Origin of the sequence: Spirillospora sp. CA-142024 (genome assembly GCF_050942325.1) — a bacterium.
Taxonomy (GTDB): domain Bacteria; phylum Actinomycetota; class Actinomycetes; order Streptosporangiales; family Streptosporangiaceae; genus Spirillospora.
Genome location: NZ_CP192077.1, coordinates 1972183 through 1995316, shown reverse-complemented (window position 1 = coordinate 1995316; position 23134 = coordinate 1972183). Strand labels below are relative to the sequence as shown.

28 protein-coding genes are annotated in these 23134 nt (G+C 70.1%); 12 read left to right on the top strand and 16 right to left on the bottom strand.

All coding sequences use genetic code 11. The annotated features are described in order from the left end of the window. Position 1 precedes the first annotated feature (1 nt). Complete coding sequence (locus ACQPZP_RS09620; protein WP_433477281.1) at positions 2-754, top strand: succinate dehydrogenase/fumarate reductase iron-sulfur subunit; 753 nt, start codon at positions 2-4, stop codon at positions 752-754. 59 nt (positions 755-813) lie between these two features. Continuing rightward, positions 814-1560 carry an arginase family protein gene (locus tag ACQPZP_RS09615; protein ID WP_433477280.1) on the top strand — a complete coding sequence of 249 codons (747 nt, stop codon included), beginning with the start codon at positions 814-816 and terminating at the stop codon, positions 1558-1560. An 18-nt stretch (positions 1561-1578) separates the two neighbouring features. Here ACQPZP_RS09615 and ACQPZP_RS09610 read toward each other — a convergent pair whose 3' ends face one another. Further along, the gene (locus ACQPZP_RS09610) at positions 1579-2016 is read right to left on the bottom strand and encodes an SgcJ/EcaC family oxidoreductase (protein ID WP_433477279.1); all 438 of its coding nucleotides are present in this window, start codon (positions 2014-2016) and stop codon (positions 1579-1581) included. 89 nt (positions 2017-2105) lie between these two features. Here ACQPZP_RS09610 and ACQPZP_RS09605 point away from each other — a divergent pair, with 89 nt between their 5' ends. Continuing rightward, positions 2106-2546 (top strand): MarR family winged helix-turn-helix transcriptional regulator, encoded by a 441-nt coding sequence (locus tag ACQPZP_RS09605; protein WP_433477278.1) that lies wholly within the window; start codon positions 2106-2108, stop codon positions 2544-2546. Here the strand turns inward: ACQPZP_RS09605 and ACQPZP_RS09600 are convergent. The 6 genes from ACQPZP_RS09600 to ACQPZP_RS09575 all read right to left on the bottom strand — a co-directional run bounded on the left by ACQPZP_RS09600 (position 2543) and on the right by ACQPZP_RS09575 (position 9116). After that, positions 2543-3511, bottom strand: a complete 969-nt coding sequence (locus ACQPZP_RS09600; protein WP_433477277.1) for a LysR family transcriptional regulator — start codon at positions 3509-3511, stop codon at positions 2543-2545. The two genes, ACQPZP_RS09605 and ACQPZP_RS09600, sit on opposite strands and share 4 nt — an antisense overlap. A gap of 44 nt (positions 3512-3555) precedes the next feature. Beyond that, positions 3556-4254 (bottom strand): Crp/Fnr family transcriptional regulator, encoded by a 699-nt coding sequence (locus ACQPZP_RS09595; protein WP_433477276.1) that lies wholly within the window; start codon positions 4252-4254, stop codon positions 3556-3558. Between the two features lie 316 nt (positions 4255-4570). Continuing rightward, entirely contained in the window at positions 4571-5341 is a 771-nt protein-coding gene (locus ACQPZP_RS09590; protein WP_433477275.1) for a succinate dehydrogenase/fumarate reductase iron-sulfur subunit, read from the bottom strand. Continuing rightward, the gene (locus ACQPZP_RS09585; protein WP_433477274.1) at positions 5338-7344 is read right to left on the bottom strand and encodes a fumarate reductase/succinate dehydrogenase flavoprotein subunit; all 2007 of its coding nucleotides are present in this window, start codon (positions 7342-7344) and stop codon (positions 5338-5340) included. The genes ACQPZP_RS09590 and ACQPZP_RS09585 overlap by 4 nt, the downstream gene beginning before the upstream one ends. 12 nt (positions 7345-7356) lie before the next feature. After that, positions 7357-8187, bottom strand: a complete 831-nt coding sequence (locus ACQPZP_RS09580; protein ID WP_433477273.1) for a hypothetical protein — start codon at positions 8185-8187, stop codon at positions 7357-7359. A gap of 269 nt (positions 8188-8456) precedes the next feature. Further along, a complete protein-coding gene (locus ACQPZP_RS09575; RefSeq protein ID WP_433477272.1) occupies positions 8457-9116 on the bottom strand; it encodes a hypothetical protein in 660 nt (219 codons plus the stop codon). 103 nt (positions 9117-9219) lie between these two features. Between ACQPZP_RS09575 and ACQPZP_RS09570 the strand changes: the two genes are divergently transcribed. From ACQPZP_RS09570 to ACQPZP_RS09560, 3 genes are read left to right on the top strand one after another with little or no spacing between them, the layout of a single operon-like run. Next, positions 9220-9780 (top strand): hypothetical protein, encoded by a 561-nt coding sequence (locus ACQPZP_RS09570; RefSeq protein ID WP_433477271.1) that lies wholly within the window; start codon positions 9220-9222, stop codon positions 9778-9780. A 5-nt stretch (positions 9781-9785) separates the two neighbouring features. Further along, a complete protein-coding gene (locus ACQPZP_RS09565; RefSeq protein WP_433477270.1) occupies positions 9786-10343 on the top strand; it encodes an OmpA family protein in 558 nt (185 codons plus the stop codon). 6 nt (positions 10344-10349) lie between these two features. Then, entirely contained in the window at positions 10350-11510 is a 1161-nt protein-coding gene (locus ACQPZP_RS09560; RefSeq protein WP_433477269.1) for an OmpA family protein, read from the top strand. Between the two features lie 123 nt (positions 11511-11633). On the opposite strand, the gene ACQPZP_RS09555 is transcribed toward ACQPZP_RS09560, so the two are convergent. The 3 genes from ACQPZP_RS09555 to ACQPZP_RS09545 form a co-directional block, all read right to left on the bottom strand. After that, a complete protein-coding gene (locus ACQPZP_RS09555; protein WP_433477268.1) occupies positions 11634-12059 on the bottom strand; it encodes a hypothetical protein in 426 nt (141 codons plus the stop codon). A gap of 364 nt (positions 12060-12423) precedes the next feature. Further along, on the bottom strand, positions 12424-12990 hold the full coding sequence (locus ACQPZP_RS09550; protein ID WP_433477267.1) for an N-acetyltransferase family protein: 567 nt from the start codon (positions 12988-12990) through the stop codon (positions 12424-12426). Beyond that, positions 12987-14276 (bottom strand): hypothetical protein, encoded by a 1290-nt coding sequence (locus ACQPZP_RS09545; RefSeq protein WP_433477266.1) that lies wholly within the window; start codon positions 14274-14276, stop codon positions 12987-12989. The genes ACQPZP_RS09550 and ACQPZP_RS09545 overlap by 4 nt, the downstream gene beginning before the upstream one ends. A 139-nt stretch (positions 14277-14415) precedes the next feature. Between ACQPZP_RS09545 and ACQPZP_RS09540 the strand changes: the two genes are divergently transcribed. The 3 genes from ACQPZP_RS09540 to ACQPZP_RS09530 all read left to right on the top strand — a co-directional run bounded on the left by ACQPZP_RS09540 (position 14416) and on the right by ACQPZP_RS09530 (position 15733). Next, positions 14416-14853, top strand: coding sequence for a hypothetical protein (locus ACQPZP_RS09540; protein WP_433477265.1), 438 nt, complete (start codon positions 14416-14418; stop codon positions 14851-14853). Beyond that, positions 14850-15053, top strand: coding sequence for a hypothetical protein (locus ACQPZP_RS09535; RefSeq protein WP_433477264.1), 204 nt, complete (start codon positions 14850-14852; stop codon positions 15051-15053). The genes ACQPZP_RS09540 and ACQPZP_RS09535 overlap by 4 nt, the downstream gene beginning before the upstream one ends. A gap of 263 nt (positions 15054-15316) precedes the next feature. Continuing rightward, positions 15317-15733 (top strand): radical SAM protein, encoded by a 417-nt coding sequence (locus ACQPZP_RS09530; RefSeq protein WP_433477263.1) that lies wholly within the window; start codon positions 15317-15319, stop codon positions 15731-15733. On the opposite strand, the gene ACQPZP_RS09525 is transcribed toward ACQPZP_RS09530, so the two are convergent. After that, positions 15730-16560, bottom strand: a complete 831-nt coding sequence (locus ACQPZP_RS09525; RefSeq protein WP_433477262.1) for a LysR family transcriptional regulator — start codon at positions 16558-16560, stop codon at positions 15730-15732. The genes ACQPZP_RS09530 and ACQPZP_RS09525 overlap by 4 nt on opposite strands. A 94-nt stretch (positions 16561-16654) precedes the next feature. Between ACQPZP_RS09525 and ACQPZP_RS09520 the strand changes: the two genes are divergently transcribed. Next, positions 16655-17386 carry an SDR family oxidoreductase gene (locus ACQPZP_RS09520; RefSeq protein ID WP_433477261.1) on the top strand — a complete coding sequence of 244 codons (732 nt, stop codon included), beginning with the start codon at positions 16655-16657 and terminating at the stop codon, positions 17384-17386. Between the two features lie 62 nt (positions 17387-17448). On the opposite strand, the gene ACQPZP_RS09515 is transcribed toward ACQPZP_RS09520, so the two are convergent. Then, positions 17449-18099, bottom strand: a complete 651-nt coding sequence (locus ACQPZP_RS09515) for a PadR family transcriptional regulator (protein WP_433477260.1) — start codon at positions 18097-18099, stop codon at positions 17449-17451. 92 nt (positions 18100-18191) lie between these two features. Here ACQPZP_RS09515 and ACQPZP_RS09510 point away from each other — a divergent pair, with 92 nt between their 5' ends. Then, the gene (locus ACQPZP_RS09510) at positions 18192-18653 is read left to right on the top strand and encodes a cupin domain-containing protein (protein WP_433477259.1); all 462 of its coding nucleotides are present in this window, start codon (positions 18192-18194) and stop codon (positions 18651-18653) included. Positions 18654-18718: 65 nt separating this feature from the next. On the opposite strand, the gene ACQPZP_RS09505 is transcribed toward ACQPZP_RS09510, so the two are convergent. Beyond that, positions 18719-19567, bottom strand: a complete 849-nt coding sequence (locus ACQPZP_RS09505) for a serine/threonine-protein kinase (protein ID WP_433477258.1) — start codon at positions 19565-19567, stop codon at positions 18719-18721. A 555-nt stretch (positions 19568-20122) separates the two neighbouring features. On the opposite strand from ACQPZP_RS09505, the gene ACQPZP_RS09500 reads away from it, so the two are divergent. Further along, positions 20123-21424, top strand: coding sequence for an LCP family protein (locus ACQPZP_RS09500; RefSeq protein ID WP_433477257.1), 1302 nt, complete (start codon positions 20123-20125; stop codon positions 21422-21424). 4 nt (positions 21425-21428) lie between these two features. On the opposite strand, the gene ACQPZP_RS09495 is transcribed toward ACQPZP_RS09500, so the two are convergent. From ACQPZP_RS09495 to ACQPZP_RS09485, 3 genes are all read right to left on the bottom strand, one after another. Beyond that, positions 21429-22049: a prepilin peptidase gene (locus tag ACQPZP_RS09495; protein WP_433477256.1), complete on the bottom strand. Its 621-nt coding sequence runs from the start codon at positions 22047-22049 to the stop codon at positions 21429-21431. A gap of 92 nt (positions 22050-22141) precedes the next feature. Then, positions 22142-22561, bottom strand: a complete 420-nt coding sequence (locus tag ACQPZP_RS09490) for a DUF3592 domain-containing protein (protein ID WP_433477255.1) — start codon at positions 22559-22561, stop codon at positions 22142-22144. 84 nt (positions 22562-22645) lie between these two features. Next, positions 22646-23128, bottom strand: a complete 483-nt coding sequence (locus ACQPZP_RS09485; protein ID WP_433477254.1) for a hypothetical protein — start codon at positions 23126-23128, stop codon at positions 22646-22648. Positions 23129-23134 lie beyond the last annotated feature (6 nt).

Below are 23134 nucleotides of genomic sequence, written 5' to 3'. Positions count from 1 at the left end.
CATGAAGCTCACACTGCGCGTCTGGCGCCAGAGCGGCCCCCAGGACAAGGGGAAGATGATCGAGTACAAGCTCGACGACATCTCCCCCGACGCCTCGTTCCTGGAGATGCTGGACGTCCTCAACGAGAAGCTCATCGCGGCGGGCGAGGAGCCGGTGGCGTTCGACCACGACTGCCGCGAGGGCATCTGCGGCATGTGCTCGCTGGTCATCAACGGCACCCCGCACGGCCCGGAGCGCGCCACCACCACGTGCCAGCTCCACATGCGCAAGTTCAGGGACGGCGAGGTCATCGACGTCGAGCCGTGGCGGGCCAAGGCGTTCCCGGTCGTGAAGGACCTGGTCGTCGACCGGTCGGCGTTCGACCGGATGATCCAGGCGGGCGGCTACATCACCGCCCCGACCGGCACCGCCCCCGAGGCGCACTCGACGCCCGTCCCGAAGCCGGACGCCGACCAGGCGTTCGAGGCCGCCGAGTGCATCGGCTGCGGCGCCTGCGTCGCCGCCTGCCCGAACGGCTCCGCCGCGCTGTTCCTCGGCGCCAAGGTCACCCACCTCGGCCTGATGCCGCAGGGCCAGCCGGAACGCTGGGACCGTGTCGTGTCCATGCTGGACACCCACGACGAGGAGGGGTTCGGCGGCTGCACCAACACCGGCGAGTGCACCGTCGCCTGCCCTAAGGGCATCCCGCTGGACGTCATCGGCCGCCTCAACCACGACTACCTGAAGGCGACCGCGGGCGGCAAGAAGCGCTGACCGCTCCCAGTCCCCGACCCCGCCCGGAGCACTTGGGCGGGGTCTTCTACTGTGAGCGCATGACGGTCACATTGGTGCCTTACCACCAGGACGAACGACTTCCCGACTCCTCCTTTCCGCTACCCGGTCCCGACATCATCCCGGTGACGCGGGACCTGCCCGAGGGCGACGTGTGGCGGCGCGTCGCCGCGCTGTTCGAGCTGGTGTCGGCCGAGGTCGCCGACCAGGTCGCCGGCGGGTCCCGCCCGCGCGTGGTGTCGGGCGACTGCCTGACGTCGGAGGCCGTCCTCGCAGGTGTGCAGAGGGCCGGGGTTGACGCGTCCATCGTCTGGTTCGACGCCCACGGGGACGTCCACACGGTGCGGAGCTCGACGTCCGGCTACATCGGCGGGATGCCGTTGCGGCAGATCCTCGGGGCCGACTCCGGACTGCTCGCGGACCCGCTGGGCCTGCGTCCGCTGCCGGAGGACCGCGCCGTGCTGGTGGACGCCCGCGACCTCGACCCGGCCGAGGCGGAGTTCCTGGCGTCGTCGAAGGTGCGGCGCTGCGGCGTGGACGACGTCGCCCTGCCGGACGGGCCCCTCGTCCTGCACATCGACGTGGACGTGATCGATGCCGGTGACCTGCCGGGGCTGAAGTTCCCGGTCGGCGGCGGGCCCTCGCGGGACGCGGTCGTCGAGTCCGTCCGCCGGATCATGGCCACCGGCCGCGTGGCCGCCCTGGACATCGCGTGCCCCTGGAAACTTCCGGAAGGCGACGACAACACCGTCCGCGCGCGTCTGCTGGAGGACCTGCTCACCGCCTGATCGGGCCGCTCGCACATGTCAGTTGGCGGGGGCGGGCCTGGTGGCGGGCTGGAACTTGAAGGAGACGGCCTCCATCAGGGACTTGTGGAGGGTGTTCTGGAAGGCGGCCAGGCGCCACTGGCCGTCGGCGCCCCGGACGACCGTGTTCGTCTGGAGCTTCTTGAGCTTGCCGGGGGCCTTCTTGTAGGTGTCGCCCCGGGTGATGACCACCGCGGTGTCCGGGGTCGTGAGGCGGATGTCGACGATCTCGCAGGCCAGTTTCGTGCCCTTGAGGAAGCTGTCGAAGAGGGCCTGGTGCGCGTCGCCGATCTCCTCGGCACCGCGGTAGAGGGTGCCGACGTAGGTGATGTAGGTGGCGCCGGCGGTGAAGCAGGCGCCGTAGGCGGCGCCGTCGCCTGCATCCCAGGCCGCGGTGAGGCGGGCGAACAGGTCCTGGATCGCGGTGGTGTCGTTCATGGCCGGCTCCTTCTGGTAGCTTCGGCAGAGAAGTTTCTGCCTTGAAGATTTCTCTTCGTTGAGGAAGAGATTAGGGAACGGGGTGCGACGTGTCAACACCCGAAGAGGCGTCGGCGGCCTACCGGCGGTACCTCAGCGCCGTCATGCTGCACGGCCACGCCAGCGCGCGGGCCTGTGACCTGGGCGGGACGGACCTCTACGCGCTGAACATCCTCGACCTGGCGGGCGCCATGACCCCCGGCGAGCTGTCCGCCCGGACGGGCCTGACCACCGGGCCGACCACGCGGCTCATCGACCGGCTGGAACAGGCGGGCTACGTGCGGCGCGTCCCGTCCCCCGACGACCGCCGCAAGGTCATCGTCGAGCCGGTGGCGGCGCCCGCCGAACTCGACCGCGTCATGGCGCCCGCCCGGAAGCGGATCGGCGAGATCGTCGGCGGCTACACCGACGAGCAGCGCGCGGTGCTGTTCGACTACTTCGAACGGGCCGCGACGGCGTTCCGCGAGGCGGCCGACGACCTGCGCGGCTAGCCGTCGACCAGTGTCTCGACGCCTGCGGGGAGGCTTCCGGCGAGTGCGGCCTCGACGAGGAACGTCTGCAGGGTGTCCTGGAACGCGCGGGCGGCGTGCGTGAGTTCGACGTCCTTGCGGTGGGCGAGCGCGATCGTCCGGAGCAGGCCGGGGCCATGGCGGCCGCGCCGCGTCTCCTCGTCGGCCAGGACGAGCGGCGTTCCGCGCAGGCCGGGGCGCCCCGAGAGGACCATGCTGGGGACGACCGCGATGCCGAGGCCTACCTCGACGAAGCGCAGAACGGCGTCCATCTCGCCGCCCTCGACGGCGAACCTGGGCTCGAACCCGGCCGCCCTGCATGCGCTGATGGTCGCCTCACGCAGGTCGTACCCGGGACGGAACATCACCAAGGGACGGTTCTGCAAATCCTCAATCCGCAGGTAGGAACGACGCGGTAGCTGTGCGGCTTTAAGAGAGGACGCCACCACCAGGTATTCGCGCAGTATCGGGGTCGTGTCCAGGGGCGGGTCACCGTGGAGCGGAAGGATGACCAGGGCCATGTCCAGTGAGCCACGCGTCAGCTCCTTGACGAGGTCCCGCGAGCCTCCCTCTTCGACGATGAGCTGGATCCCCGGGTACGTGTCGTGGAAGCGGCGCAGGACGTCCGCCAGCAGGCCCGCGCACAGGGACGGTGTAGCGCCGAGCCGTACCCGCCCACGCTTGAGGCCGACGAGCTCCTGCACTTCCAAGCGCGCCGTGTCGACATCGGCCAGGATGCGCTTCGCCAGCGGCAGCAGCGCCTCACCGGCGGGGGTCAGCGTGATGTTCCCCCTGGCGCGGCTGAACAGCGACACGTTCAGCTCGTTCTCCAGCGCCCGGATCTGCTTCGACAGCGAAGGCTGCGCGACCCGCAGCAGCTCGGCGGCCTGCGTGAAGTGGCGAACCTCCGCGACCGCGACGAAGTAGGCGAGCTGCTGGAACTGCATCCAGCACAGAGTACGGGTCGCCGTACGTCCCGGCGTCCACCGGGTCAGCGCGCGTGACGGCGAAGAGCCTGGAGGTCGTGGACGATCAGGCGCCGCCGGCCCGTCTCGATCCAGCCGTGCCGGCGCAGCGTGCGCAGCGCCTTGCTGACCGCCTCGCGGGACGCACCGACCCAGCCCGCCAGCTCCTCCTGCGACAGGTTCAGCGTGATCCGCACGCTCTCCCCTCCGGCGTTCGCGCCCGTCCGGTGGTCGTACGGCACCCCGAAGCGCTCCGCCAGTTCGACGAGGCGCTGCGCGACCCGTCCGGTGGCGTCGAACATGCCGAACTCGACGCGCTTGCGGTCCGCGTCGCGCCAGCGTTGGCAGAGCATCCGCATGATGATGATGGAGACACGGCCGTGGGCCTGAAGGAACGCCATGAACTCGTCCGCCGTGACCGCGATCGCCCGCACCGGTTCGAGCGCGGTGACCGTCGCCGACCGCGGCAGCCCGTCGATCGCGGCGACCTCGCCGAGCAGCGCCCCGGGGCCGCGCACGGCCAGGATGGCCTCCCCGCCCTGCTCACGGTAGGAGAACGCCTTGACCCGGCCACTCAGCAGGACGGCCACCCAGCCGGGGTCCTCGCCCTCGACGAAGAGCGTGTCTCCCCGGTCGAAGTCGCGGACGCGGCCACGTGACTCCAGGTCCTCGCGTTCCGCCGGGGTGAGGTCGGCGAGGAAGGAGCCCGGTTCGAGGGCGCTCATGCCCACCACGCTAAAGCGATCCGCCCCTCCAGGCGTCGTGGGAAAGAATCACGGTTCAATCACGCGTTGTGTGCACTTATGCCTGTTCCAACGGCGGGACGTGCGTCATGGTTGGTCCCGGCGTGTGCGGCCGGAGGCCGTCCAGCGTCACGGCGTCCACGGGGAACGGCGGGCGGCGGGCGGCGGTCCGGGGGCACGCCGCCCGTCGCGCCCTCGGGGCGGCGCATGCCAGCGCGCCGGCCCGCGGGCGAACAGCGGCGGAGAACGCGACCGGCCCCCACCGTTGCGGGGCGGCGGGGGCCGGTCGCGAGAAACGTCAGGCGGACGGGGTGTCCTGGCCCTTCTTCACGATGCCGAGCTTGCTGCCGAGCCACACCACCGGGTCGTACTTGCGGCCCACGACCCGTTCCTTCATCGGGATCAGGGCGTTGTCGGTGATCTTGATGTGCTCGGGGCAGACCTCGGTGCAGCACTTGGTGATGTTGCAGAAGCCGAGGCCATGGTCGTCCTGCGCGATGTTGCGGCGGTCGGCCTCGTCCGCCGGGTGCATCTCCAGCTCACCGATCCGCATGAGGAAGCGCGGTCCGGCGAAGCTCTCCTTGTTCTCCTCGTGGTCGCGGATGACGTGGCAGACGTTCTGGCACAGGAAGCACTCGATGCACTTGCGGAACTCCTGCGACCGCTCCACGTCCACCTGCTGCATGCGCAGCTCGCCCGGCTTGGCGTCGCCGGGGTCGAACGAGGGGATCTCCCGCGCCTTCTGGTAGTTGAACGACACGTCCGTGACCAGGTCGCGGATGACCGGGAACGTGCGGACCGGCGTGACCGTGATCGTCTCGTCCGGCTCGAAGGTCGACATCCGGGTCATGCACAGCAGCTTCGGCATGCCGTTGATCTCGGCCGAGCACGAGCCGCACTTGCCCGCCTTGCAGTTCCACCGGACGGCGAGGTCGGGCGCCTGCGTGGCCTGCAGCCGGTGGATGATGTCGAGGACGACCTCGCCCTCGTTCACCTCGACCGTGTAGTCGGTGAGCTCGCCGTCGCCGTCGTCGCCGCGCCAGACCCTGAACTTGGCCTCGTAGCTCATCGGCCGCCCTCCTCGTTCTCCTCGCCGGAGCCCGCGGCGGTCGCGCCCGACCCGGCCGCGGCCTCCGCCTCCTCGTCCTCGGCCTCCTCGGCGAGGCCGGCCGGCAGTTCCTCGGCGGTCAGGTACTTCTTCAGCTCGTCGTTGTCGAACAGTTCGAGCAGGTCGTTCCGCATCGGCGTCAGCGGCTGGCGCTTCAGCTCGACGTGCGGGGACGCCGGGTCGCCGGCCAGCGAGCAGACCAGGTTGATCTTCCGCCATTCCGCCGACATCTGCGGGTGGTCGTCGCGGGTATGGCCGCCGCGGCTCTCCTGCCGCTCCAGCGCCGCCTTCGCGACCGCCTCCGACACGAGCAGCATGTTGCGCAGGTCCAGCGCGAGGTGCCAGCCGGGGTGGTAGCCGCGCCCGTCGCCGACCGCGACGGGATCGACGCTGACGTTCGCGACCCGCTCGCGGAGCTTGCCGAGCGCCTCCAGCGCCTGCTGCAGCTCCTCCTCCTTGCGGATGATGCCGACCAGCTCGTTCATCGTCTGCTGCAGCTCGGCGTGGACGGCGTACGGGTTCTCGCCGCCTTCCCGCTCGAATGGGGCGAGCGCCTCGGCCGTCGCCGCCTCGACCACGTCCTCGGGGACGGCGGGACGCGCGTCCAGCCCGTCCACGTACTCGCACGCCCCGAGCCCGGCGCGCCGGCCGAACACCAGCAGGTCGGACAGCGAGTTGCCGCCGAGCCGGTTCGAGCCGTGCATGCCGCCGGAGACCTCGCCCGCCGCGAACAGCCCGGGCACGAGCGCGGCCGCGGTGTCGGGGTCAACCTCGACCCCGCCCATCACGTAGTGGCAGGTCGGCCCGACCTCCATCGGCTCCTTGGTGATGTCGACGTCCGCCAGCTCCTTGAACTGGTGGTACATCGACGGCAGCCGCTTGACGATCTCGGCGGCGCCGCCCGGCATCCGGTCGACGACGGTGAGGAAGACCCCGCCGTGCGGCGATCCCCGTCCCGCCTTGACCTCGGAGTTGATCGCGCGCGCGACCTCGTCGCGCGGCAGCAGCTCGGGCGGGCGCTTGTTGTTGTCGGGGTCGTCGTACCAGCGGTCGCCCTCCGCCTCGGAGGTGGCGTACTTGTCCTTGAACACCTCGGGGATGTAGTCGAACATGAACCGCTTGCCCTCGGAGTTCCGCAGGACGCCGCGGTCACCGCGCACCGACTCGGTCACGAGGATGCCCTTGACGGACGGCGGCCAGACCATCCCCGTCGGGTGGAACTGCACGAACTCCATGTTCAGCAGCGTCCCGCCGGCGAGCAGCGCCAGCGCGTGCCCGTCCCCGGTGTACTCCCAGGAGTTGGACGTGACCTTGAACGCCTTGCCGATGCCGCCGGTCGCCAGCACCACCGCGGGCGCCTCGAACACGACGAACTTCCCGCTCTCCCGGACGTAGCCGAACGCGCCGCAGATCTTGCCGTCGGCGTCCTTCAGCAGCCGGGTGACCGTCGTCTCGGCCCACACCTTGAGGTTGGCCTCGTAGTCGCCGTGCTCGGCGTGGTCCTCCTGCTGGAGCGCGACGATCTTCTGCTGGGCGGTGCGGATCAGCTCAAGGCCCGTCCGGTCGCCGACGTGCGCCAGCCGCGGGTACTCGTGCCCGCCGAAGTTGCGCTGGCTGATCTTGCCGTCCTTGGTGCGGTCGAACAGCGCGCCCCACAGCTCCAGCTCCCAGATCCGCTCCGGGGCCTCCTTGGCGTGCAGCTCCGCCATCCGCCAGCTGTTCATGAACTTGCCGCCGCGCATGGTGTCGCGGAAGTGGACCATCCAGTTGTCGTTGGCGTTGACGTTGCCCATCGCGGCGGCGGCGCCGCCCTCGGCCATCACCGTGTGGGCCTTGCCGAACAGCGACTTGGAGATGATCGCGGTCTTCTTGCCCTGGAGGCGCGCCTCGATCGCCGCGCGCAGCCCGGCGCCGCCGGCACCGATCACCACGACGTCGTACGAGTGCCTCTCGATCTCAGTCATGATTCCTTGGCCTCAGTTGAAGATACGCAGGTCGGAGATGGTGTTGCTGGCCACCAGCGCCACGTACAGGTCGGCCGCCACCAGCGAGCCCAGGGTGATCAGGGCGTACATGCCGTGCCGCTGGTTGATCGCCGACACCCAGCCCCACATCCGGTACCGGAAGGGGTGCTTGGAGAAGTTCTTCAGCCGGCCGCCGACGATGTGCCGGCACGAGTGGCACGACAGGGTGTACAGCCACAGCAGGACCACGTTCGCGACCAGGATCAGCGTGCCGAGCCCGATGCCGAAACCGCCGTCCTTGCCGTGGAAGGCGCGGATGGCGTCGTAGGTGTTGATGACGGAGATGAGGAAGGCGGCCAGCCAGAAGTAGCGGTGCAGGTTCTGGCCGATCAGGGGGAAGCGCCGCTCCCCGGTGTACTTGCCGTGCGGCTCGCGCACGGCGCACGCGGACGGCGACGCCCAGAACGACCGGTAGTACGCCTTGCGGTAGTAGTAGCAGGTGAGCCGGAACAGCAGCAGGAACGGCAGCGAGATGGCCGCGAACGGGATCCAGCCCCGGGTGCCCTCCGGCAGGAACGTCCCGAACTCCGCCGCGTCGCCGGTGTGGCCGTCCACCGTCACGTTGTTGCAGATCTCGTTCAGGCACGGCGAGTAGAACGGCGTCAGGTAGTGGTACTCCGGCACGTAGAAGGCGGAGCCCCAGAAGGCCCTGACCGTCGCGTACACCACCCACGCCGTGAAGATCACGAAGGTCGTGAGCGGATACAGCCGCCAGTTGTCCTTGCGTAGCGTGCGGGCCTTGATCTGGGCGCGCGACCTGGCCGGCGCCTCCACAGTGCTCATCGATCGCTCTCCTGAGCTCGGGTCGTCGTGTCCCCGTACCACGGTGTGCGCGCACCCATGCGGCCGAAGGCCGTGCCGCGTGCGGGCGGTGACGCCTCGTGTGCGCTTCCAGCGAAGCGACCCTACGCCACCCGCCAGGACCTGTGACATACATAACAGCCGGACCCGTATGTGACCCTGACCACAGACTTTAGCCGCCTCGCGAGCCCGTGGCACCGGCCCTCACCCATAACCAGTCGTTATGGTCCAGGAGAATCGAGACGAGTGCCCTAAGGCATGACCGTCCGGTCGCGCAGCGTCTCCTTCAGGACCGTCCGGACGAAGTGGGCCTCGGCCTCGCTGGTGCGGCCGGTGCCGTACACGCGGAGCACCTCCGCGAGGTCGGGGAAGCGGTCGGCGATGAGGCCCGCGGCGGCCTCGATCTCGGCGGCGGACGCCACTTCGCGCAGCAGCGCCTGGACGAGGCGGGCCGACTCCGCCGGGCCGCGCCCCTCCCCCGGTTCGCCGGACTGCCCGGCGGCGACGCGTCCGGTGTGCCCGCCGGCAGGGACACGCTCGGACGTCGCCATCCGCATGCCGGACGTGGTGGCGGCCGACTCCGCCTTGATCTCTTCGAGGCGCGCCTTGATCCCGGCGGCGGTCAGGGCGTCGAACCCGGGATCGGCGACCAGTTCCTCGACCGCCATCAGCCGGTGCAGGACGGCCGGATTGCTGATCTTGGCCCGCTGCCCGGACATGAGCTGGGAGAGCATCGGCGCGGACAGGCCGAGCACGCCGGCCAGGCCGGACTGCGACATGCCGAGCCGGCCGAGCAGCGGCCGGACGCGGTCGCCGAGCGGCTCGCCGTACCACTCCGCCTGAAGTGCGCGGTTCCGGGCGACCGTGTCCTCGGCGACGCTCACCTCATCGACCCCCTTGACGATTCGCAAGTGCAAACGCTATGTTTACAGCCGCACATGGCAGCCCGGCTCACAGGCCATGCTCCCATGGAACATGAGATTTGCATATGCGACAAATTGGAAAGGATCGATCATGCGCCTGGCATATCGCCTGGTGACCGCCACCGCGGCGGCCCTGCTCCTGGCCGGCTGCTCCCCGCTCGGGCAGGGCACCGGCTCGTCCTCGGGCGACGGCGACCGGGGGTCCGGCACCGAAGGCTCGGTGGGCAAGGCGAGCTTCGACAACAACACGAAGCCGATCGTGAAGGGCACCTTCGACAGCCCGGAGGCGCAGGGCGCCAAGGTCGACATCGCCATCATGGGCCTCAAGGTGAAGGGGAAGCTGGCCACGCTCACCGTCCAGTTCGTCCCGCATGTGCCGGGCGCCCAGCCGAACCAGATCAACGCCTACGGCCTCAACGGCGAGCGCGGCCTGGACACCTCGCTGATCGATCCGGTGAACCTCAAGCGGTACGTGGTGGTGAAGGACTCCAGCGGCAGGGAGCTGCAGACGGACGACATCTTCACGCACATGACCAACGACCAGCCCACGTCGTCCTTCTACACCTTCGCCGCCCCTCCGGACAGCGTGAAGTCGATCGACGTGCAGCTCGGGAACTGGCCGACGTTCCGCGACGTCCCGGTGGAGCGGTGAACCACATGCGCAGGTCCATCGCCGTCGCCGGTGTCCTGGCACTGGTGCTCGCCGTCCCCTCAGTGGCCGGGGCGGACCCCGGCGTCCCGGACGGCGACCTCACCAAGAGCGTCCTTTCCTTGGACCCGAACTCCGCCGTGCGCGGCATCGACCTGTCCCAGGCGATCATCCCCCTGGAGGAGGAAGAGACCAACGGCAGCCAGGTCACCGTCCGCATCTCGGCGGACGTCCTGTTCGACTTCGGCAAGGCGACGCTCACCGACGCCGCCCGGCGGCGCATCGCCGGCCTCGCTCCCCGGCTGCGCGACGCCAAGGGCACCGTCCAGGTGTCCGGGCACTCCGACTCCGTCGGCGACCCCGGCTACAACCTGACCCTGTCCGAGCAGCGCGCCGAGGCGGTCAAGACCGAGCTGCAGCGGGCTCTGCAGGGGGCGAACCTGCAGATCGAGGCCAAGGGCTACGGCGAGACGAAACCCGTCGCCCCCAACGAGCAGGGCGGCAAGGACAACCCCGAAGGACGCGCCAAGAACCGCCGCGTCGAAATCACCTACGAGAAGAGCTGATCGGTAATGCAGCGAGAATCGCGAATACTCGCCGTCTTCCTCGCCGCCGGGCTGTGCCTGGCCGCGTGCGGCGGCGACGGACGGCCGAAGGGAGCCGAAGGCGGCCACGACCGGCCGGGCGGCGGACCCGCGCCGCCCACCTCGCCACCGGCCGCGACTCCCACCGGGCCGGAACCGACCAGCTGCCCGGGCGGCGGGCAGCTGATCAAGGCGGTCGACATCCCCGCCGTGCACGCCGACCCGGTGCGAGTCCCGGAGGCGACGATCAGCGGTCAGAAGGTCCCGGCCGTGACGATTCCGGGCGTCGACATCCCGGCCCAGCACGTCCCGGCGCAGTGCGTCGAGCACAAGCCCGCCCCGGGCGGCTGCCTCGGCGCCATCACCATCCCGGGCGTCACGATCCCCGCCGTGAAGATCCCCGCCGTGACCATCCCCGGGGTCAAGGCCCCGGGCATCGACGCCCCGCCGGTGACGCGCTCGGAGATCTCGCGCCTGGCCGTGACGCGCCTCGGCGTCACCCGCGAGGAGGTGTGCCAGAGCAAGCCGTCCAAGGAAGGCGAGTACGTCAGCTCCGTGTACCGGGCCTCGCTCTACCGCAGCTCCCTCTACCGCAGTTCGCTTTACCGGAGCTCGCTCTACCGCGCGAGCGTCTGCAACGACAAGCAGGAATGCATCCCGGCGGTGAGCGTCCCAGGCGTGTCGGTGCCCGGGGTCAGCGTTGACGGGGTCAGCGTTCCCGGAGCGTCCCTCAAGGCGTACGTGGCCGGTCCCGGGGAGGTCATCAAGGGCGACGACAGCATCGCCTACAACATCAAGGCGGACGTCCTCTTCGACTTCGGCAAGGCCGACATCAAGCCCGCCGCAGAAGCCGAACTGACCAAGATCGCCGAATCGATCGGCAAGGAGGTCCCGGCGGGCGCCGCCATCCAGGTCGACGGCCACACCGACGCCAAGGGCGACCCGGCGTCCAACCAGACCCTCTCCGAGCGCCGCGCCCAGGCCATCGTCGGCTGGCTGGCCGCCAAGGGCGGCATCGACCGCTCCCGCCTCAAGGCCACCGGCTACGGCGAGACCAAACCGGCCGCCCCCAACACCCGCCCGGACGGCTCCGACAGCCCCGACGGCCGCGCCAAGAACCGCCGCGTAGTCATCTCCGCCACCCGCTGACCCGCCGCGTCGGTGACCCGATCGGCCTCGCCCCTCACCGGCCCGCCGGTGGGAGCGCAAAGCGGAACAGGCGGCCGGGATCTGCGACCCCGACCGCCTGCCACTGGTGTCAGTTCTCCGGCCTCACTGCTTCTGTGAGGAGTCGCCGGAGGACTGCGGCTTCTGGACCTTCGCGGTCACCGCGGCGCTGACGTCGACGTCGGCGCGGCGGGCGATGAAGTCAGCGAGAACACCCGCGAGGACGCTCAAGCCAATGATGGCGACAGCGGCCCCGTGGTAGTGGCCGAGGGCGCCCATCCAGCAGCCCACGCAGAGGAACATGAAGCCGAGGATGAGGCTGACGGCCCGGGCGACCTTGCCGAAGATGACAACGGACGAGCTGGCGATGATGGCGATGGCGGCGCCACGGGCGCCACCGTCCACAGCGAACCCCACGGCCTCGGTGGTGCCGACGACGCCGGGCTCGGCTTTGATGGTGATGAGACTGCCGCTGACACCACCGATGAGTGTTGCGGCGACGACGGTGAGAAGGTTCAGGATGCCCTTCACGGTCTTCTCCTGTTCTGGGTTTTTCCCGTCCACTCGAACGGGCACAGGAGGGACCGTGCAGAACCCGGCCGCGTCGGCCAGAGGCAGGGCTGGGTGCCGGCGGCTGCGGCACGTGTCGCGGTCGAGGACCCGCAGGGGTGTCACGAGCCCGGTGCTGCCTGCTGCCCGTGTGGCGGTGAGGAGTTCGAGGCGGCTGTCGCGTTCTCCGTGCGCAACGACGGTTCGGTCCGCTGGGTCACAGTGGGTTTGCGGTGCCGGCAGGACGGATTCAGCGGGGTGTATGCCGACTGGAAGATCGACTACAGCCCTACGGATCACCTCCTGAGCATGGTTTAAGTCCTGGACCAGCGCCCGGACGGGGTGCCTACGACACGGGGCGCCCGCTCAGCGGCAGGTCGACGATCATCACGTCGAAGTGCGGCGAGTCGGGGAACGGCTGCGCCTTCCCGGCCTTGCGCCAGCCCCACCGCGCATAGGCGCGCTGCGCGGGTTCGTTGTCATCGCGAACCAGCAGCGTCGCCCGCTCCTCGCCCCGGTCCCCCAGCAGGGCGTCGTGCAGAGCGTGCGCCACCCCCTTGCCCTGCCACTCCGGGACGACCATCAGCTCGTTGAAAGCGAACGTTCGCGACCCGGTCTCGGTGGTGAACCCGTCCGGGACCGGCGTGGTCAGCCCGTCCCACCAGCGGGCGTTCACCGGCAGCGCGTACCCGAACGACTGGCCGACCGGCTCCCCGGCGATGTGGGCGATGACGATCTCGAAGCCGGGTGACCGGGCGTAGCGCGGGAATCGCTCAGCGAACCGCTCCGCCGAAAAGAATGGCTGGTCGATCACGTCCTGATGTGACGCGACGTAGACAGGCACGATCACGCTGTCGAGGATCTTCTCCGCGTCGCCGGGCTCATGGCGGGTGAAGGCGAGGTCCGAGGTCATCGGTCTCCTGTGGATGTGAGTAGTTCACGTGCCTGCCGCATCGAGGGCCGTTCGGACTGGGCGGGTGCCGCAAGCCGCAGCGACGTCATCGCGCTGCCCTCCAGGAACCGGTCGCCGCGCTGTTCGGGCGGTAGGCCCTCCAAGACCCGCGTCATATGACGAGCGCCCTCGTCGACGTCTCCAGCACAGATCATCACCCCGGCCCGGTGCATTCCGATCTGCCCGCGGAATCCCCAGTTCTGGGCTGGACAGGCCGCCAAGGCGGCGTCCTGAGCGGCCATCGCAGGTCCGACGTTTCCGGCACAGGTGTGGACGAGGCTGGTGACGAAGTGGAGACGACGGTCCGACCAGCTCCACTGCCCGTCCTGTTCCGCCCGCACGGCGTCGGGGAGTTGTTCGAACATGTCGCGCAGGTCATCGAGGGCGTGCTCGGCCTCGTCGCGCCGACCGAGTTCGGCAAGCGCCTGGGCCTTGGCGGCGTGCCCCGAGATGACGCCGAAGGGAGCACCCCGGCCTACCGCGATCGCCTCTTCGGCCGCCTCGATGACCGACAGGCGGGGCGACCGGACGTAGAGCAGGGAGAGGGCGGCGTGGCTGCGGACGAGGGCGGCGGCGGTGTGGTCGCCGGTCTGATCGGCGGCGCGGGCGGCGGTGCGCCACCAGCGGCGCGCGGCCCGTCCTTCGCCCAGGCTGGTCAGGTTGATCGCCATGAGCGCGGCTAACTGCGCGGCGACATGGACCAGTCGGTTCCGGGCGCTCCCCCGGGCAACCGGGATCAAGCGCGTGAGTTCGGCGAAGTCGGTCGCCAGCTCCGGCTGGACGACCGCGGCGGGAGACGAGCCGACCTCCCGGGCGTAGTCGTAGGCGACGCGTTCCCACATGTCGGCGTCACGGCCAGACGCGTCCGCGGCGACCGCGGCCTCGAATGCGTCCCGCAGCGGCTCGGCGTCACGGGCCAGGGAGCTGACCGTGGTGGCGGTGGCCACGAGGCCAAGGAGTGTGCGGCGGTCCACGTCTTCATTGTCATCGCTGCCGCCGGATCGCCCAAACAGTTCTTCCTCGGTTGTTTCGAACACGGCGGCGTAATGGGTGGCCCACTCACGCGGGTAGTGCTCGCCGCGCTCGTACTTGCGGATCTGCCGCGCCAGCGAGGTGACCTGCTGCTTGCTGGGTTCCAGGCCGGCGGCGCGGAACAGGGCTCGCGCGGTGGCCGGCTTGGACCATCTGCGGGCCTCGCGGGCGGCCGCCAGGCGCGGCGCCCACGGAGGGATCGGGTCGTCTGTCATGCGTGCACCATTCGCCAGGACCGGACAGGCGGACTACCGAACAGTCAGCGTTCTGACCGCCAGTATCCGCCTATCGCACTCCCCGCATACGGAGTTTCACTGACCGTGACCTATTCGCCACGAGTGCAGGGAGCGCACGGTGCACGCGACCCCCGAGCCGATCGGCTTGGACGCCGATGCCGAATCCATCAAGGCGCGGCTGTGTGAGGAATTTCCAGGCTGGGACATCAAGGTGAGGCGGGGCAGCCCCTCGTTTCAGGCGTCCCGCGACGGCGGGCACGCCGGACCCATAACGGTCGGCGCCGACTCCTACGGCGGGCTTCGCACGGCACTGGACGAGGTGGACAGGCTCGACTGCCGTCACGCCATCTTCGCGTTGCGCGACGCCCTTCGGGCCCGCGGCCTGACGGCCGAGATCTTCGGCCTGACCGTCTCCACCGAGACGCGCACCGGGATCCTGCGCGTCGTGGCCGCCCGGCATGGCGTGTACTCGTGGACGACGGGCGTCGAGCTGGCGCCGATCGACGATCCGGAGCTCGCCGCCGAGCGGATGCTTCCCGGGCTGGGGCTGGCGTGAACGCCGAGACCAGGGTGGACATGTCGCCGATCACCGATCCGCCGCCGATCCCGGACGGCATCACGCACTGGCACGGCCACGCGACCGGCAGCTGGTGGGCGATCGTCCCCACGCAGCATGGCCCCCGCCTGGTCGAGGCGCCCAGTCATGACGCGCTCGCCGTCACGGTCCACGGGTACCTGCGGACGTGGACGCGATGACGCTGGGATCGCGGCTGGAGTCCTTCGGGCCCGCAGAGCGGCTGTACGCGGCCGTCCGGCGCCGATCCTGAGGAGGTCGCAGACCGCATCGCCGAGATGCTCGGCGCGCAGGTGGCCCCGGCGGGCGAACACACCTGAACCCCGCGGCACCGGTCGCAGGCGCGTGCCCGGGGCCGCGGCGCCACACCATGAGGCGTGCCGCGGGAGGTAACCATGATCATCACCCCTGGAGTCCGAGCACCCCCGGGCGGGCGGTGCCTGACATGCTCTGGCTCGACCTCAGCCGCGAGCGCCAGCTCCCCTGCGTCCGCTGCTTCAACGGCTCCGGCCCGACGGGCGGCCACGGCACTACGACCCGCGACGACTGGGTCCGCGTCCTCGACCAGGCCGCCGCCTGGGGAGTCCGCCGCGTCCAATGCATCGGCGGCGAGCCGACGATGCACCCGGATGCCGCCGACCTGGTCGAGCACGCCCCCAAGATCGGCCTGTCCGTCGAGGTGTACACCGACCTCGTCCACGTCTCTGTCCGCTGGGGGACGCTGTTCCGGCGGCCCGGCGGCCCGGCGTCTCGGTGGCGACGTCCTACTACTCCGACGCCCCGGCCGAGCACAACACCGTCACCGGACGGCTCCGACGGCCGCGCCAAGACCGCTGCGTGGTCATCTCCGCCGCCCGCTTAAAGGCGGGTGGCCGTCTGGATCAGCCCGGCGAGGGCCAGGGACCGGCTGTGCGGCGGCCAGGCGATCACGGTGGTGACGGTCGGCGCGTCCAGGATCGGTACGAAGGCCAGGTCGCGGCGGAGATGGGCCCGGGCGGTTTCCGGCAGCAGGGCCACCGCCCTGCCCAGCGCGATCAGCTGCAGGAGCTGGGCGTGGTCGTGCACCTCGGGTCCCGGGCCGTCGGGGTAGCCGCCGTCGCAGTGCGGCCAGCGTGGCAGCGGAAGGCCGGCGATGTCGGCCATGCGCAGGTCCGTACGGCCTTCGAGGGGATGGTCTTTCGGCAGGACCAGAATCTGGCCCTCGGCGCTCAGCTCCTCGATGTCCAGGCCGGTCGTCGAGTCGAACGGCCTGTGCAGCAGGCCCACGTCGGCCCGGCCGTCGCGGAGCAGCCGCTCCTGCTCCCCGATCCCGCACAGCAGGACCTCGACGGCGACCGCGCCGGGCTCGGCGGCGTAGGCGTCCAGGAGTTTCGGCAGCAGTTCACTCGACGCCCCGGCCTTGGTGACCAGCACCAGTCTCGGCTCCCCGGCGGCGGCGCGGCGGGTGCGGCGGGCGGCGGCGCCGACCGCGTCGAGGGCGGCCCGGCCCTCTCTGAGCAGGACCTTTCCGGCCTCGGTGAGTTCGACCGTACGGCTGGTACGTTCGAGAAGCTGAACGCCCAGGCGGCGTTCCAGCTGCTTGATCGCCCGCGAGAGGGGCGGCTGGGCGATCCCGAGGCGCTCGGCGGCGCGGCCGAAATGGAGTTCCTCGGCGACGGCGACGAAGTACCGCAACTCTCGCGTCTCCATGCTCTCACCGTACCCGGGATCAATACCCGCGAGGTATCGAACGCTACCCAGGCGGTGTTGGAGTGCTCTCGGCCGTACGGCCAGGATCTCAGGTATGAGCGAACAGACGATCACGCTGATCACCGGCGCCAACAAGGGAATCGGATACGAGATCGCCGTCGGGCTCGGCGCCCTCGGCCACACCGTCGGCGTGGGGGCCAGATCCCCGGAGCGGCTCTCGACGGCCGTCGAGAAACTCCGCGCCGAGGGGGTCGACGCGTTCGCGGTACCCCTCGACGTGACCTCCGACGAGAGCGTCACTGCCGCGGCCTCCCTGCTCTCCGAGCGTTTCGGACGGCTCGACGTGCTGGTCAACAACGCCGGGGTGACCGGTGGGATGCCACAGACGCCCACGACCGTCGACCCCGCGACCATGCGAACGGTCGTGGAGACCAACGTGATCGGCGTCATCCGCGTCACCAACGCCATGCTGCCGCTGCTCAGGCGGTCCGCCGCACCGAGAATCGTGAACATGTCCAGCAGCGTCGGGTCTCTCACCCGCCAGAGTTCTCAGTCCGGCGTGGAGGCCGTAGGCCCGATCTCCGCCGCCTACTCGCCCTCCAAGACCTTCCTCAACGCCGTGACCCTCCAGTACGCCAAGGAACTGCACGACACCAACATCCTGATCAACGCCGCCTGCCCCGGCTACTGCGCAACCGACCTCAACGGCTTCCGCGGCATCCGCACGGCCCGACAAGGCGCCGCCATAGCCATCCACCTGGCCACCCTGCCCGACAACGGCCCAACCGGCTCCTTCTTCGAAGACGACGGCGTGGTGCCCTGGTAACTCGTCAACCAGACCGCACGAAACCCGCGTCCCCGATCGGTGCGGCCGGTTCACGGGGCCTTTCAGGCGCCGTCGTTGCCACCGGTCGCGGCGTTTCGGGGGCGGGCGGCGTCGGCGAAGATGTCGCGGGCCTGGCCGGACCAGGTCTGGGCCGGGGTGGTGGTGTCGTCCCACCCGTCGATCTCCTCCAGCGCCCAGTCGGACCAGGCGGTGAGCTGGTCGAAGTAGGCGGCCATGAATCGCATGCCGAGGGCGTTGACGTGGGCGCGGTGCGGGTATTCGCCGCCGGTGGCGAGGATGCCGGCGGCCATCTCGGCGAAGTGGGCCCGGCGTGCGGCCGCCTGGGCGGCGACGGCCTGGATGGACTGGCGGAGCTGGCCGATGCTCCCCTGATCGGCGAACAGGACCCGGAGCATGCCCTCGAACTCCAGAGCGGGCGGCGCCGGCTCGGTGCCGAGCCAGCGGGCGAGGGCGTCCCGCCCGGCGGGGGTGATGGAGTAGGTGGTGCGCCGGCGCCGTCCGACCAGGTCCCTGACCGCTTCGGCGTATCCGGCGACGACCAGGCGTTTGGGCTCGTCGTAGAGCTTGCGTTCGGCCCTGGGCCAGATATAGCCGACGGTGCGCTGCATCTGCTTGGTCAGCTCGTAGGTGGTGTGGTCGCGCAGCGCGAGCAGCCCGAGGATCGCATACGAGGTCGTCGTCAGCTCCGCCACATCGACTCCCTTGACATACTGCCTTTGGCAGTATCACGCTGGAAAGCACTTACTGCAAAGGGCAGTATATGGAGGAGTGGGGTCGGACCGCCGTGACTCACGAGGCCACCGCCCGCGCGGGCGAGATGATCTGGATGCTCAACACCTGGATGCGGCATGTCACGACCGCCGCGGACACCGGGGGCAGGCTCGCGGTGCTCGAACAGCGCTTCACCCCGGCCGGTGACCCGCCCCGGCACGTGCACGCCAACGAGGACGAGGCGTTCTACGTCCTCGACGGGCGGCTGGGGGCCACCATCGGCGATGACGCCATGGTCAGCGCCGGTCCTGGCGAGCTGGTGTTCCTGCCTCGGGGGGTTCCGCACGGCCTGCACGCACAGACCGATGAGGTCCACGGACTGCTACTGCTCACCCCCGCCGGATTCGAGCGGTTCTTCGCCGCCATGGGCCGGCCCGCCCCCGGCAGCGAACTGCCCGAGCCCACCACCCCCGACGTGGACGTGGTCGCAGCCGCAGCCGCCCGCTACGGCTGCACCGTCCTCCCTCCCAGCTGACCGTCGACCGGCACCGCAACGGCACCGGCGCCCGCCGAGGTGGTGCAGGCTTCCGCGGCGTGCGGTCAGCGGGGTGGGGGGCCCAGGTGGTCGAAGATCTGCAGAGGCTCCCCGTCCAGCGTCCGGACGGGGAAGCGGAGTTCGAGATGGCACGCGGCCAGCGCGCGGCGGGCGGCGTCGGCGCCGTCGGGACGTTGCGCCGGGTCCGTCGCGCACAGGTGGGCGACCACGGCCCACAGCCTCGGCGGCACGCCGGGGGGCGGCGCCCCCACCCGCTGACGCGGCTCAGGGTCGCCCGCGCCGGTCAGCATCCGCCAGGCGACCATGCCGGCGGCGTACAGGTCCTGGCGCGGCCCCGGCCGGTTCCAGTCGAGCACTTCGGGCGCCAGGTATCCGGGCGTGCCCACGACGAACCCGGTCGTGGTGAACCGCATCCCGTCTTCCCCGAGCGCGATTCCGAAGTCGGCCAGCCGGACGTGCGGCGCCCCGACCGGGCTCGGCTCCAGCAGCAGGTTGGCGGGCTTCACGTCCCGGTGGACCACCCCAGTGCCGTGGATGTGGCTCAACGCCGCCAGCAGCTGATCCAGCACCTCGGCCGCGTACGCAGGAGGCAGCCTGCCGTAGTCCCCCAGGAGCGTCTCCAGGGAACCGCCGCTCACAAGGTCCATGGCCAGGAGGACGTCGTCGTACGCCATGCACGACGCATAGGGCGTCAGCACATGCGGGTGCGCGAGCCGCAGCGCCCGTTCCCGGACGACCCGCAGCATCGACGTGGGACCCGGCTGCCGCACGAGCTTGGCCGCGCAGTACCGGCCCTCCTCATGGTCATAGGCCCGCCAGACACGGCTCGTTCCCCCCGTTCCGATCCGGTCGAGCATCGTGAACCGGCCGCCGATCACCCACCCCTCGTTCACGGCACGATCGTACGGAAACCGGCGGGCCCGGGACGCCAAGATTTCCGCACCCTTGTCAACAAAACGGGCATCTCGCGCATCCAATAAAGGGAGGCGCATGCTCCAAGGGATCAGCCACCTCCCACGACTGACCGACCATGCAGACCACGCGCCCTCGACAAGGGCCCGCCTGAGACGGGACCGATGAGCGACGAAGACCCTCGCCGCGACGACCTCGCGGGGGACAAGGCCGCCCAGAGCACTCCTGGCACCGCCGGGGACCCAGGTCCCGAACGTCCGAGCGCCCCTCCGCCCGCAGATGAAGGCGACCAGCCGGCGGCCAAGGCCTCGCATGGCAGCCGCGCCTCGGCCGGCGGCGAACACGCGGACCGGACCGACGACGAACCGTCAGCCGATGATGGCGACGAGGCGGCAACGGCCATGAGTCCGGATGGCGGCCGCACTGTCGATGGGGACGCGGATACCGGTGAAGCCGGGCCGGGCGGCGTGCCTCCGGGGGCTGGAGGCGGGAAGCGGCGGCGAGTTCTGCGGTGGGTTGCGGTCAGTGTGGTCGCCTTGCTGCTGGTCGGGGGCGGCGGGGCGGCGTGGCTGTATCACGATCTGGTCGGCGGGATCGAGCAGGAACACGTCACCGACAAGCTCGGCACGGATCGGCCGAAGAAGCTGAACAGGTCACTCAACATCCTGCTCGTCGGCTCTGACACTCGGGAGGGCGACAACGCGCGGTACGGGGTGGGGATGACCGGGGCCCGCTCGGACACGACGATCCTCCTGCATCTGTCGCCGAACCGGGATCAGGCGGTCGGCATCAGCTTCCCGCGGGATTCGATGGTGAAGATTCCGGCGTGCAAGAAGGAGAAGGGCGGCACCGTCCCGGAGCAGTTCGGGATGCTGAACGCGGCGTTCGCGTATGCGGGGCCGACGTGCACATGGAAGACGCTGGAGTCGCTCACCGGCATCCACATCGACCATTTCGTGCAGGTGGACTTCGCGGGATTCAAGCGGATGGTGGACGCCCTCGGCGGAGTCGAGATCTGCGTCGACAAGCCCGTGAACGATCCCAGGGCCGAGCTTCATCTGAAGGCCGGGAAGCAGACCGTGAAAGGCGAGGAGGCGCTCGGTTACGTGCGCGCGCGTTACTCGCTCGGTGACGGCTCCGATCTGGAGCGGATCGAACGGCAGCAGAAGTTCATGGCGGCGGTCGTCGACAAGGCGACCAGCGGGTCCGTCCTCACGGATCCGGCGAAGACGTACAAGTTCCTCAAGGCCGCGACCAAGTCGATGACGACCGATGACGACCTCGACCTGGCGGCGATGCGGAAGCTGGCGGACGGGCTCAAGGGGATGAGCGCCGGGCAGGTGCGGTTCGTGACCGTCCCGGTGGAGCGGTACGCGCCTGACCCGAACCGCGTCCAGTGGAACGAGGAGCTCGCGAAGCCGCTGTTCGAGGCGATCCGGCACGACGACGAGCTTCCCGCGCAGACGACCAACCCCGCCCAGGGGCAGCCGGCGCCGCTCGCGCCCGGCAAGGTGCACGTCACGATCGTGGACGCGGGGGGACGGGACGCGCTGGTGAACCGGGTCGCGAACCAGCTCCGGCAGCGTGGGTTCAAGGTGGCGGAGAAGGTGGAGAAGGCCGACGCGACGCCGGCGAGCCGCCTCGTCTACGCGCCGTCCGCGGAGGCGCAGGCGACGGCGCTCGCCCGGGACGTCCCGGACGCGCTGCTCACCGCGGACACCGCCGCTCCCCAGGACGGTGTCCGACTCGTCATCGGGAAGAACGGCGTGCGTCTCGCGGCGCCCGCCATCAACAAGATCGGTGGAGGCGTCAAGGCCGGCCGCAAGCTCTGCGACTGACGTCTCAGCCGGTGGCGGCGAGGACCGCGACGAGCGCCCCGGCGAGCATGTACGGGCCGAACGGGAACTCACCCTTGCGCGTCCGGCGGACGATCAAGATGCCGACGGCGACGAGGCCGCCGAAGAGGTAGGTCGCCAGCACGCCGGTGATCCAGGCGTCCCGGCCGAACCATCCGAGGTAGAGGCCGAGCACGCCGGACAGCTTGACGTCCCCCATCCCGATCCCGGACGGCGCGGCGAACGCCTGCGCGAAATACAGCACGAACAGCGCCGCCATGCCGATGAGCGCGTGCTCGAACCGCTCCAGGCCGTCGCCGGTGAACGGCGCGGCGGCGGCGAGGAGCGCGGCCGCGATGCCGTACGAGGGCAGGGTGAACCGGTCGGGCAGCCGCTTGACCTCGACGTCGATGAAGCCGAGCAACGCGCCGACCGCGGCGAGGTAGAGAAGCGCCGGCAGGACGGGCTCAGGTCCGACCCGCCATCCGAGCACGCCGTAGAGCACCGCCGTGACCAGCGCCACCAGGACGCGGCCGCGGCGGGAGATCGCGCCGACGAACGGCGCCGCCATCGGCGCCGCGAGCAGGCCGACGACGAGCCCGGCGGGCACCAACACGAACGCGACCATCGCCCCTCGCCCCGATCCGGCATCTGCGCACCCTCCGGCACCCTAACCGGACGGACGCACCGCCGCGGCCGCCCCTACGGGTTCCGGAACCGTCAGGTCGCGGTCGCGATCAGCATGACGATTCCGATCAGCGCGAAGACGCAGCCGGCGGCCACCATGCCGACCGAACCGGCGAGGGCCCGGCCGGACGAGGTGTCCATCCGGGCCTTGCGCGGATCCTGAGGGTCGTAGAGCACGGGGACGGGACGCCCTTTGAGCCGGGTCAACTCGAACGACCCGCCTCTCGTTTCGCCGACCGTCTCGATGTCCGTGCCGTCCAGCGTCCGGAATCGCAGCACCGGGAAGAACTCATAGGAATCGGTCGTCGAAACCCGGTGGATTCCGGCGACGATTCCCGGCACCCGGTGCGCGGTGGCCATGAACGCGCGGCTCGTCCGGTAGCGATGAATTCCGCCGATGACGAAGGCCGCACCGAATGCGATCGCAAGAAGCGCGAGAAGCCAGGACGACATCACCGGCGCCCGTCATGATCGACGCCGATGACCGCTGCCGCGGCTCCGGCGGCGTACCGCGCCTCGACGCGTCCAGGACTGCGTTCAGCGGCGGTCGTAACGGCGGTCATACCGGCGATCATAACGACGGTAATCGTCATAGTCGTCGTCGTCGAAGAGCACTATCCAGATGATGTAGCACAGCAGCAGCCCGGCGAGGATCCCGCCGATGTCGATGGCGCCGGCGCCGGTGAACTCCTGGTGGGTCGCGGCCGCGGTGCAGACGTCACGCTTGCATTTGGCGTCCTTGTGTTTCTTGTGCCACCTGTCGGTCGGTGACGTCACGCGGACGTGCGGCTTCTTGTCGATCATCACAGCCGTCTGCCGTACGCCGTCCTCCACCGCGGACGCGCCCGGCTTGAAGTACTTGCCCGCGTGGATCTGGGGCCGACCCTCGTAGATCGCGTTGACGGCCTTCTCCTGCAGCCAGGAGCGGTTGGCCACACAGATGAGCACCACGATGCCCAGGAACACCATGAGCACGATGCGGGAGATCAGGCCGAAGCAGCCCATCCGGCGGTAGGACATACTGAG

Bases quoted from the DNA above. Each gene is read 5' to 3' on its own strand.
- ACQPZP_RS09620 (WP_433477281.1), top strand. From the start codon at position 2: ATGAAGCTCACACTGCGCGTCTGGCGCCAGAGCGGCCCCCAGGACAAG.
- ACQPZP_RS09615 (WP_433477280.1), top strand. From the start codon at position 814: ATGACGGTCACATTGGTGCCTTACCACCAGGACGAACGACTTCCCGAC.
- ACQPZP_RS09610 (WP_433477279.1), bottom strand. From the start codon at position 2,016: ATGAACGACACCACCGCGATCCAGGACCTGTTCGCCCGCCTCACCGCG.
- ACQPZP_RS09600 (WP_433477277.1), bottom strand. From the start codon at position 3,511: ATGCAGTTCCAGCAGCTCGCCTACTTCGTCGCGGTCGCGGAGGTTCGC.
- ACQPZP_RS09595 (WP_433477276.1), bottom strand. From the start codon at position 4,254: ATGAGCGCCCTCGAACCGGGCTCCTTCCTCGCCGACCTCACCCCGGCG.
- ACQPZP_RS09590 (WP_433477275.1), bottom strand. From the start codon at position 5,341: ATGAGCTACGAGGCCAAGTTCAGGGTCTGGCGCGGCGACGACGGCGAC.
- ACQPZP_RS09585 (WP_433477274.1), bottom strand. From the start codon at position 7,344: ATGACTGAGATCGAGAGGCACTCGTACGACGTCGTGGTGATCGGTGCC.
- ACQPZP_RS09580 (WP_433477273.1), bottom strand. From the start codon at position 8,187: ATGAGCACTGTGGAGGCGCCGGCCAGGTCGCGCGCCCAGATCAAGGCC.
- ACQPZP_RS09570 (WP_433477271.1), top strand. From the start codon at position 9,220: ATGCGCCTGGCATATCGCCTGGTGACCGCCACCGCGGCGGCCCTGCTC.
- ACQPZP_RS09565 (WP_433477270.1), top strand. From the start codon at position 9,786: ATGCGCAGGTCCATCGCCGTCGCCGGTGTCCTGGCACTGGTGCTCGCC.
- ACQPZP_RS09560 (WP_433477269.1), top strand. From the start codon at position 10,350: ATGCAGCGAGAATCGCGAATACTCGCCGTCTTCCTCGCCGCCGGGCTG.
- ACQPZP_RS09550 (WP_433477267.1), bottom strand. From the start codon at position 12,990: ATGACCTCGGACCTCGCCTTCACCCGCCATGAGCCCGGCGACGCGGAG.
- ACQPZP_RS09545 (WP_433477266.1), bottom strand. From the start codon at position 14,276: ATGACAGACGACCCGATCCCTCCGTGGGCGCCGCGCCTGGCGGCCGCC.
- ACQPZP_RS09530 (WP_433477263.1), top strand. From the start codon at position 15,317: ATGCTCTGGCTCGACCTCAGCCGCGAGCGCCAGCTCCCCTGCGTCCGC.
- ACQPZP_RS09525 (WP_433477262.1), bottom strand. From the start codon at position 16,560: ATGGAGACGCGAGAGTTGCGGTACTTCGTCGCCGTCGCCGAGGAACTC.
- ACQPZP_RS09520 (WP_433477261.1), top strand. From the start codon at position 16,655: ATGAGCGAACAGACGATCACGCTGATCACCGGCGCCAACAAGGGAATC.
- ACQPZP_RS09495 (WP_433477256.1), bottom strand. From the start codon at position 22,049: ATGGTCGCGTTCGTGTTGGTGCCCGCCGGGCTCGTCGTCGGCCTGCTC.
- ACQPZP_RS09490 (WP_433477255.1), bottom strand. From the start codon at position 22,561: ATGTCGTCCTGGCTTCTCGCGCTTCTTGCGATCGCATTCGGTGCGGCC.
- ACQPZP_RS09485 (WP_433477254.1), bottom strand. From the start codon at position 23,128: ATGTCCTACCGCCGGATGGGCTGCTTCGGCCTGATCTCCCGCATCGTG.